We start from the raw sequence: 8,468 nt of genomic DNA, 5'->3' as shown, positions 1-8,468 counted from the left end.
ATAAAAAATAATTTCTATGCAGAAATTATCAGCATCACCGTAACAGCCCTAAAATTTTCAACCGTCATAATCTTTTTCAAAAATTCTTATTGCGAATAATTATCATTTGAATGATAGTCCCGCTTCTTTCACCCAGCCACCGCGTGAGACCCGTGCCCAGCAATTCCAGAATGACCCCCGCCATTGCCGGTTTATGCCTTGTTTTCAGCCATGCTCACGCTGCTGACCAGACAGCCACTCCAGAACACCATACGAACAGAAAAACCACGTCTACGCCTGCTAAAATGGAACATATTTCTGTCCGGGCACGCAGAATGGCGACGGTGGCGACGTCTGCAACGAAGTCGGATACTCCCCTGATCGAGACGGCCCAGTCTGTTACGGTCATTACACGCAATGAGATGGACGTTCGGGGCGTTCTGAACCTTAATCAGGCCGTTCGCTACACAGCTGGCGTCACCGCGGACCAGCGCGGCGGTGCGGTTGGCACGCGTTACGATCTGTTCGCTCTCCGTGGCTTCTCTGTCCCAACCTTTCTGGATGGATTGAAACTACAGGACAGCCCCACAGGGTACGCCGTTGCGCAGACCGACACATCGCGTCTTGATCGGGTTGAAATTCTCAAAGGCCCCGCCTCTGCACTGTATGGCCAATCCAGCCCCGGCGGCCTGACGGCTCTCTCCAGCAAGTTGCCAACAGATCAGCGCTTCTACGGCGGGGTCAATGCAACAGGAGGCATGTTCGATCTTTATCGCGTCGATGCGGATGTCGGCGGGTATGCAACAGACAATGGGCTTGTCCGGTACCGAGTCTATGGCACCGTCAATGGGCAGCATACACAGTTAACGCACACCGGAAGCCGACGCTTCTCCATTAGCCCATCGGTGACTTTCGGCGGAAATGGACCGACAACACTCACGTTGCTTGGTAATTATCAGTACGATCCCACCAATGGAACTTATGGTGGTGTTCCCTTGGTGGGATCCCTCAAGCGGGCGCCATACGGCTATCTGCCCAGAAATTTCTATGACGGTGATTCGTCTTTCGAAAAGTACAACCGTCGTCAGGGTGCCATTACCTACATCTTCAATCATACATTCAATAATGACTGGAGCTTCACGTCTCGCGGCCGTTACGACGACGTGAAGACTCAATACCGCAGCGTTTATGACATGGGGTATTACGTCAACGACGATACGCTGGCCCGCTCAGCAATCGAGACATACGAGCACACCCACAACCTGGCATTTGACAGCCAGTTCAAAGGCAAAGTCCGTACAGGCCCGCTGCACCACACGCTGATGTTCGGCTTTGACTATATGCAGCAGAGCGCGACTGAAGTTGGATATTACGGTGCAGCGCCTGACCTGAACGTGTTTCATCCAGACTACCAGATGGCTATTGCCCCCATGTCTCCATGGGTCAACTATCGAACGGACTCTCATCAGGTTGGCGCCTATGGGCAGGATGAAATCCGCTGGGACCGCCTGATCCTGACAGGTAGCATCCGCAACGACTGGTATCGCGCCCATCAGGTCGAATCCAACTACAATTCAGACAGCCGTCAGAGCCCCAGCCAGATTACCTGGCGCGCCTCCGGCCTCTATCATTTTGATTTCGGCCTCGCGCCGTACATCAGCTATTCGACATCTTTCCAACCACAGTCTGGCGCCGTGTCCAGCGATGGCGGAAAGACCATGCATCAGGCTGCACCGTCTCTCGGCAAGCAACTTGAAGGCGGTGTGAAATATCAGGTTCCGGGAACCAGCATCCTGCTGACAGCAACCGGTTTTCACATTGAGCAAACCAACGTTCTGGTTGGTGTCGGGAATACGGGTTACAGCACCGCCAGTGGTCTGGTTCATTCAGATGGTTTCGAGTTCGAAGCACATGCTGAGCCATACAAGAACCTTATGGTCACAGCATCCGTCAGCTTCCAGAAAGTCCATGACGATTCAACCGGCAAGCCCCTGATGCAATCGGGCAAAGGGAATTCCTCCCTGTTTGTTTTCTACACGATGCCATCCGGCCCTCTGAAGGGCTTCGGCTTTGGCGGCGGTATGCGATATTCTGCCAAGACCTATGGTGGCGAAGCATCCTACGGCAGCGTCTGGATTCCGCAGTATGCGCTCTTTGATGGATCCATCCGCTACGATCTCAACAACCTGTCCCACAGACTGCATGGCTGGACAGTTGCTGCCAGTGTTCGCAACCTGTTTGATAAGAACTATGTGGCGAACTGCCTTGCTTACGCCTCTTACAATCAGGAATTCTGCTATTATGGCGAACGCCGCAACGCACAGGCGAGCGTTGGCTACACCTGGTAAATCCGGTCCGGCGTGCCAGCATCTGACAATGCGTTTACTGGCGGCATTGCCCGGCGGATACGCATTATCAGCTCTGGGGGGAGTCTGCCTAAGCCTCTGGCTTCCCCTCTCACGCGCAGATTGCGCTATGGCCGGCATCCTTGTCGGCCTGCTGGTCTGGCCGGTTACGTTCATGGCCTGCTTTGGCGTTGCCGATGGTCGCAAAGCGTTCGGTGGCACTCTACTTGCAGTACTCTTCACGGGAGGACTGGCTCTTTTGAAGGGCTGGAGGCCATGAAAGGCAATTTTCGTGCCTCCATGGCCTGGCTACACACAGGCCTTGGGCTGATAACCGGCTGGGTTCTTTTCGCAATTGCCCTGTCTGGAACACTCAGTGTGTTCCGTCAGGACATCAGCGTCTGGATGCGGCCAGAACTGAGCGCAACCAATATCTCCCCCATTCAAGCAAGCGCCCACGCCGTAGAGTGGCTTACACAGAATGCCCCGACATCTCCGGCCTGGTATCTGAATGCGCCGACACAGCAGGAGCCATTCACGCTAGGGGTCTGGTCTGACCCCAAAGGCGTGTATTTGCAGAAAGCACTTAACCCACAAACCGGCAGCCCTGACGGCATTCGACAAACCTTTGGCGGCGAGTTTTTCTACCGCTTCCATTTCGAGCTTCAACTCCCCTACCCGTTTGGTCGCCTGATCGCCGCCATCGCCGCGCTGGCCCTTGTCGTCGGCCTGATTTCCGGCGTCATTATTCACCGCAGGATCTTCGCGGATTTCTTCACATTCCGCCCTGGGAAGGGACAAAGAAGCTGGCTGGACGCACATAATCTTCTCGGCGTTCTGGCTCTACCATTTCACCTTATGATCTCCTTCACAGGCGCCGTCACTCTCGGAACCCTGCTTCTCCCATGGAGCACGCAGGCCATTTACAAACATGATCTGATGGCGTCTTACACAGATCTGAATCCGGCCTTGAATACCCGTCCACCCAGCGGCCATCCGGGCCATCTCGCGCCCATCCTTCCCATTCTTCAGGATGCAGAAAGACGCATCGGTGAAGCCGGCATCGCACAGATCTATATCTTCAATCCGACCGATCAGGCGTCAGTGATTACCATCACATCGGGCAACACAAACACCGTCAGCACGACATCACACACCCTGAATTTTGACGGCACGAACGGCTACCTTCTCAGCGAACATGTCGAAAAGCGGCCACTCATTGGTGCTTACACATTCCTGTATGGTCTTCACGTCGCACGCTTTGCGCCCGGTGTGACGAGATGGCTTTATTTTGTGTGCGGACTGATGCTGACCGCCGTTATTGGAAGCGGAATGCGCCTCTGGACGATCAAACGTCTCAGAAGCAACCCTCATCTGGGGCACATTCTGGCAGAGCGCCTGAATGTCGGGGTTCTGGCTGGGCTGCCCCTCGCTTTTGCATCCTATTTTCTTGCAAACCATATTCTCCCAGCGCGCCTTCCAGGACGGGAGAACCACGAAATTCAGTGCGTCTTCATCATCTGGGCTCTCGCCCTGATTTTCGCCCTGTTCCGTAAATCAGAAGCCGCCTGGACCGAACTTCTGGCTGCCTGCGCCCTAGCATGTCTGGCTATAGCTGCAATGGGGGCACCATGGCGTGATAGTGTCAGCGCCGCGACAAGTGTAACGGCCGCATTTTTTGCCGGGTCGTTCGCCTATGCCGCCATCAATACCTATCGCAAGAAAAGACTTTCCCCATGATGGGGGCGACGCTGCTGTGTGGGCAGATTTCCATTCTGTTGATGGCGGCGGGCTCCGCTCGTGGCAGCGGAATTTTCTTCAAAAAAGCCACGTCGGCGTCCTATCTGCTCGGCCTTAGACTGACAGGCTTTGCACTGCTGGGTTTAAGCCTGATGCTTCAACTCCATGGATCGCAAACGCCCATCATTGATGTCATCACATGGCTTGGCCTGCTCAGCGTAGAAATGTTGCTGGCAGCCCTGCTCTGCACGACATTGAACGCCAAGAAAAATCCGCCGCGCCGGAAATAGCATCAACGACTGCAGACATCTCGTAGCGACTGCCCCTGCTCTTTGGAGAAAAGAGCCAGTTTGGGCGTCCCGATCCTTTGGGAAAGATAGATGCCGGTGTGGCCGGACACGAGATAGGCGATGAAACACCCAGTCGCGTAATAAATCACATCGGTCGCGCCGAAGAGCTCCACCGCCATGAATGTACAGGCGAGAGGTGTATTGGCCGCCCCTGCAAACACGGCGACGAACCCCACCCCTGCAAGAAGATCAACCGGCACACCCAAAAAAGGGGACAATGCGTTTCCCAAGCCCGCCCCGATGAAAAAGAGGGGCGTCACTTCTCCGCCTTTAAAGCCGGTTGCCAATGCGACAAGAGTGAAGACCAATTTCCAGAGCCAGCTCCAGGGATAATATCCAGCTCCAAAGAAGTTCAGAATGCTCGCCCCGCCCTCCACATGTGAGACAGTACCGAGGCCAAGGTAGTCCCGCGTTCCGAGTATCCAGACCAGAAGCAACGTCAGCACGCCACCAATCGCAGGCCGTATCCAGGCTGATGGGCAAAGGCGCTGGAAGACGCCTGCCAGGCGATGAACACCGTCCGCAAACGCCCGGCTTGCGAGACCGAAACACACGGCAGCAAAACCGACCTTCACCAGCAAAATGGCGTTGACGTGAAACATCGAACCGTCTGCCGCCGCGATCCCCCGAAAGCCGACATGATAAACGGCATGATGGATACCCCACGCATGACACGTCCAGTCTGCGACAATCGAGGCCACCGCGACCGGCAGCAGAGCCGCATAATCAAGCCGGCCGAGCGTCAGAACTTCCAGTCCGAAAACAGCCCCCGCAACAGGCGTTCCGAAAACGGCACCAAAACCTGCGGCAATCCCCGCCATGAGCAACAGGCGCATGTCCTGCACATGCAGCCGGAACAGGCGCCCAATTGCAGCAGCAAAGCTTCCTCCGATCTGAACGGCCGTTCCTTCCCGACCGACAGATGCGCCGAAAAGATGACTGACAACCGTTCCAAACAAAACCAAAGGCGCCATGCGGAAAGGGACGCCACCGCCCGGCTTATGAATTTCATCAATAATCAGGTTATTGCCTGCGGCTGATTTCCCGCCGAACCACTGATACAGCAGCGCAACGCCCACTCCGGCCAGCGGAAGGCCAAAGATCAGCCAAGGGGTCTCAAACCGTATATCCGTGGCCTGGTCCAACAACCAGAGAAACAGGGCACAAACAGATCCGACACTTCCGCCCAGCAGCAGAAGCAGAAAGCCCCATCGCAATGTCGTCACAGCCACGCGGGGGAAATTATGGAAAGCAAGCATCGGACGCAATTCTCCTGTCATGCTTCTGAAGAAGCGAATTTGACAGGAATCATCAGCATCTCGCGGAGGAGAGCGGTTCGACCAGTATGGTCAGGCAGAATCCATTGCCATTGTCGAAATGCTAGCGTTCAAAGCCAGCGCTGTCATCCTCGCAATACAAAAAACGGCCCTCCCTGTTTCCAGGAAGAGCCGTCCTTCTCTCAAATGCGTATTGCCGCCAGATCAGAACCCGACAGAGATATTCCCCGTCACACTAAAGCGCGGATAAAGGTAATAGGTCGGCGTTCCGCTGGAACTGATCGTGCTGCCATAAACACCCTTGGCTGTCTTGGCATTGGACACGAGGCTGTAGGCGCCAGTCCGGACGAAATCGCCGCCCAGATTGCTGAAATTCAGCTGGAACTTCGGTGCCTTGAACCGGCCGTAGGAGTTGAAGCGATAACCCAGTGACAGATTATCCGTCAGATACCCTGGGATTTTCTCGTCGTTCATGAACGTCGAATATTGGGACGATACGTAGCTGACGCTGCCATTCGCAAAGAAATGACCGTCATCATACGTCAGGCCCGCACTCGCATGCACATGCGGAGACTGAACGGCCGTCTTACCCTTGGTCGGCAGCAGATCACTGACCGTCCGGCCATTCAGCGTACCGGTCGTGAGGATATTGGAATCCATCGTCGCGTTCAGATACTCGACGGAAACATACGGGCTGAGATGGTGCCACGGATGTGCCGAGATCATGAAGTCCACACCACGCGCGGTCTGGTTACCCGCGTTAATGGTGGAACTGATGGCCTGATTGTTGATGTAAACGCTTGTGGACAGCAGACGGTTGGTGATGGAGTAGTTGAACAGCTCCAGATCCGTCATGAAGTAGTCATTGTCGAAGCGCCAGCCGAGTTCTTCCTTGATCGAATACTGCGGCTTTGGATTGTACGGATTGCCAACATAGCCACCCGTCTGTGCATCATAGACCTGACCAAGCGATCCCGGGTCCGGCATGCGGAAGTCGCCTTCGGCATTCACATAGATCAGATTGTGCTGATCAATCCGATAGCTGATGCCAACCTGCGGCAAAGGCACAACCTGGTTCTGCTCGCTGCGCGGCGTTGACGATGCACCATTGACCGTCCAGCGATTGATCATGGCAACCTTGATGCCGCCATTCAGCGTCAGGCGATCATGCAGGAACTTGGCCGTATTCTGGAAGAACAGCGAATGGATCTTCCAGCCAGCATCCCCCTGGTACGGCATATAGCGCGTTCCATTCACGTACAGCCCCTTGGAGGTGTTATACGGGAAGTGCTGTGAGCCATTGGTCTGCAACACGGAATACATGTTGTTAACCTGGTTATCCTGATAATCGAACCAGTACCCCAGCTCCATATGGTCCCAGCTCACCGGGTCATAGTTCAGCTTCGCCACTGTTCCGGCGTGCGGGCGATAAACGCTGTAGTAGGAGGCCGCAGGCACACTGCCGGAAACGGGCGTTCCGCCTTGGCCAATGGTCGCATTGCGACCAGCCCCGTTAAAGAGGCTTCCGTTATAGGTGTAGCCACCGTTGTAGACGTAATACGGCTTGAAATCGAAAGAGAACTTAGCCGGAAGATGAATGTGGACAGGCAGCGTCACAAACACCTGATCCCACATATTGCCGTTCAGCATGCCGTATTTTGACGGGTTCGACGGGTCATAGGTGGAGGAGTAGTTATACGTCCCGATCCCGTCTTTCTTGTCATGGAACTGCTTTGCCGTTGGCTTGAGCGGCTCCATCGTGAACTGGTGGTTCCACGAGACAAAGAGATTGACGGAAGAACCGTCCTCAAAGTCCTTTGCAGCACCAAAATCAAGGTGACGACGCTCGTTCGTCCCTGGGCCATTCCAGTTACGAGCATGCGTGTGGGAGAAGGACGCAAACGTGCGGATGCCGGAATTGCCGATGTCGCCGCTCTCAACACGGAGGAACTCACGGGACATGTTGTTTGTGCCGTACGAGAAATCCATCAGGCCGCCGAACTTATGCGACGGCGTCATGGTCTGGGAGTCCATAATACCAGCGGCGGCGGACGTTACCGGCAGATCAATGGCAGACGATCCCGGCGTGACGGAGATCATGTTGACGTTTTCAGTGTCGACGTTCTGGTTCAGGTAATACGCTGTTGCGACCGGCACGCCATTCAACAGGATACCCATGTCTGAATCGGTCAGGCTGCGGCTGTTGATCTTGCCGCCAAGAATGCCAGAGCTATCAACAGTCGAAACCGTGACGCTGGGCAGGTTCTTGATCATGTCTAGCGCAGTGCTGGCCGGACTCTGCATCTCAATATACTGACGCGTGACGGTCTGAACGGAGTGCGATGCCATTTCGTGACGCATCATGCCCCCGCCGCCATTCAGCGCCTGACGGGAAACATGAACGGAAATCGCTTCCGCATCCTTGGCATCAACAGCCGTGCGATGATGGATGGGGGCCGCATGAGGATGAACTGGTGCAGCATGCTTACCCCGAGCCTGTGAGACCGCAGCATAGGCTGCTGCATCACAAAATACTCCGGCCAGCACAGTTGCTGTCAGCAGTGTGAGACGTCTGGCACCAAAATTCATCTTCACGCGATCCTAGATATGTCGTTTGCAGCGCAGAAAATATTCATAACGCCAAGCAAAACAAGTTAGACGAAGAACTTCCCGAACCTATATTTTAAAGTTTATTCTGGTTTTTTGTTTCGTGTGTCTTTTAAATCACACATATGCACATATTGTATTTCAAGTTATTAATTTATACAGAAGTAAAT

Annotated in this window: 6 protein-coding genes and 1 riboswitch; of the genes, 4 read left to right on the top strand and 2 right to left on the bottom strand. The window is 54.6% G+C overall.

From position 1 onward, the window contains the following. The first annotated feature begins 170 nt into the window (after positions 1-170). Genes ABF979_RS15315 through ABF979_RS15300 form a run of 4 tightly spaced genes read left to right on the top strand, consistent with a single transcriptional unit; the run spans position 171 to position 4,354 of the window. The gene (locus tag ABF979_RS15315) at positions 171-2,327 is read left to right on the top strand and encodes a TonB-dependent siderophore receptor (RefSeq protein WP_415560608.1); all 2,157 of its coding nucleotides are present in this window, start codon (positions 171-173) and stop codon (positions 2,325-2,327) included. Next, entirely contained in the window at positions 2,281-2,604 is a 324-nt protein-coding gene (locus ABF979_RS15310) for a hypothetical protein (RefSeq protein WP_415560607.1), read from the top strand. The genes ABF979_RS15315 and ABF979_RS15310 overlap by 47 nt, the downstream gene beginning before the upstream one ends. Further along, positions 2,601-4,064 (top strand): PepSY-associated TM helix domain-containing protein, encoded by a 1,464-nt coding sequence (locus ABF979_RS15305; protein WP_415560606.1) that lies wholly within the window; start codon positions 2,601-2,603, stop codon positions 4,062-4,064. The genes ABF979_RS15310 and ABF979_RS15305 overlap by 4 nt, the downstream gene beginning before the upstream one ends. Continuing rightward, positions 4,061-4,354 carry a hypothetical protein gene (locus tag ABF979_RS15300; protein WP_233126172.1) on the top strand — a complete coding sequence of 98 codons (294 nt, stop codon included), beginning with the start codon at positions 4,061-4,063 and terminating at the stop codon, positions 4,352-4,354. The genes ABF979_RS15305 and ABF979_RS15300 overlap by 4 nt, the downstream gene beginning before the upstream one ends. A gap of 2 nt (positions 4,355-4,356) precedes the next feature. On the opposite strand, the gene ABF979_RS15295 is transcribed toward ABF979_RS15300, so the two are convergent. Next, a complete protein-coding gene (locus ABF979_RS15295) occupies positions 4,357-5,673 on the bottom strand; it encodes a voltage-gated chloride channel family protein (protein ID WP_415560605.1) in 1,317 nt (438 codons plus the stop codon). A gap of 36 nt (positions 5,674-5,709) precedes the next feature. Beyond that, positions 5,710-5,791: riboswitch (Fluoride riboswitch) on the bottom strand. Positions 5,792-5,895: 104 nt separating this feature from the next. Beyond that, on the bottom strand, positions 5,896-8,280 hold the full coding sequence (locus ABF979_RS15290) for a TonB-dependent receptor (RefSeq protein WP_415560609.1): 2,385 nt from the start codon (positions 8,278-8,280) through the stop codon (positions 5,896-5,898). Between the last annotated feature and the right edge of the window lie 188 nt (positions 8,281-8,468).

Source organism: Gluconobacter sp. (assembly GCF_047723935.1).
Classification (GTDB): domain Bacteria; phylum Pseudomonadota; class Alphaproteobacteria; order Acetobacterales; family Acetobacteraceae; genus Gluconobacter.
This window is presented reverse-complemented; position numbering and strand designations above follow the sequence as displayed.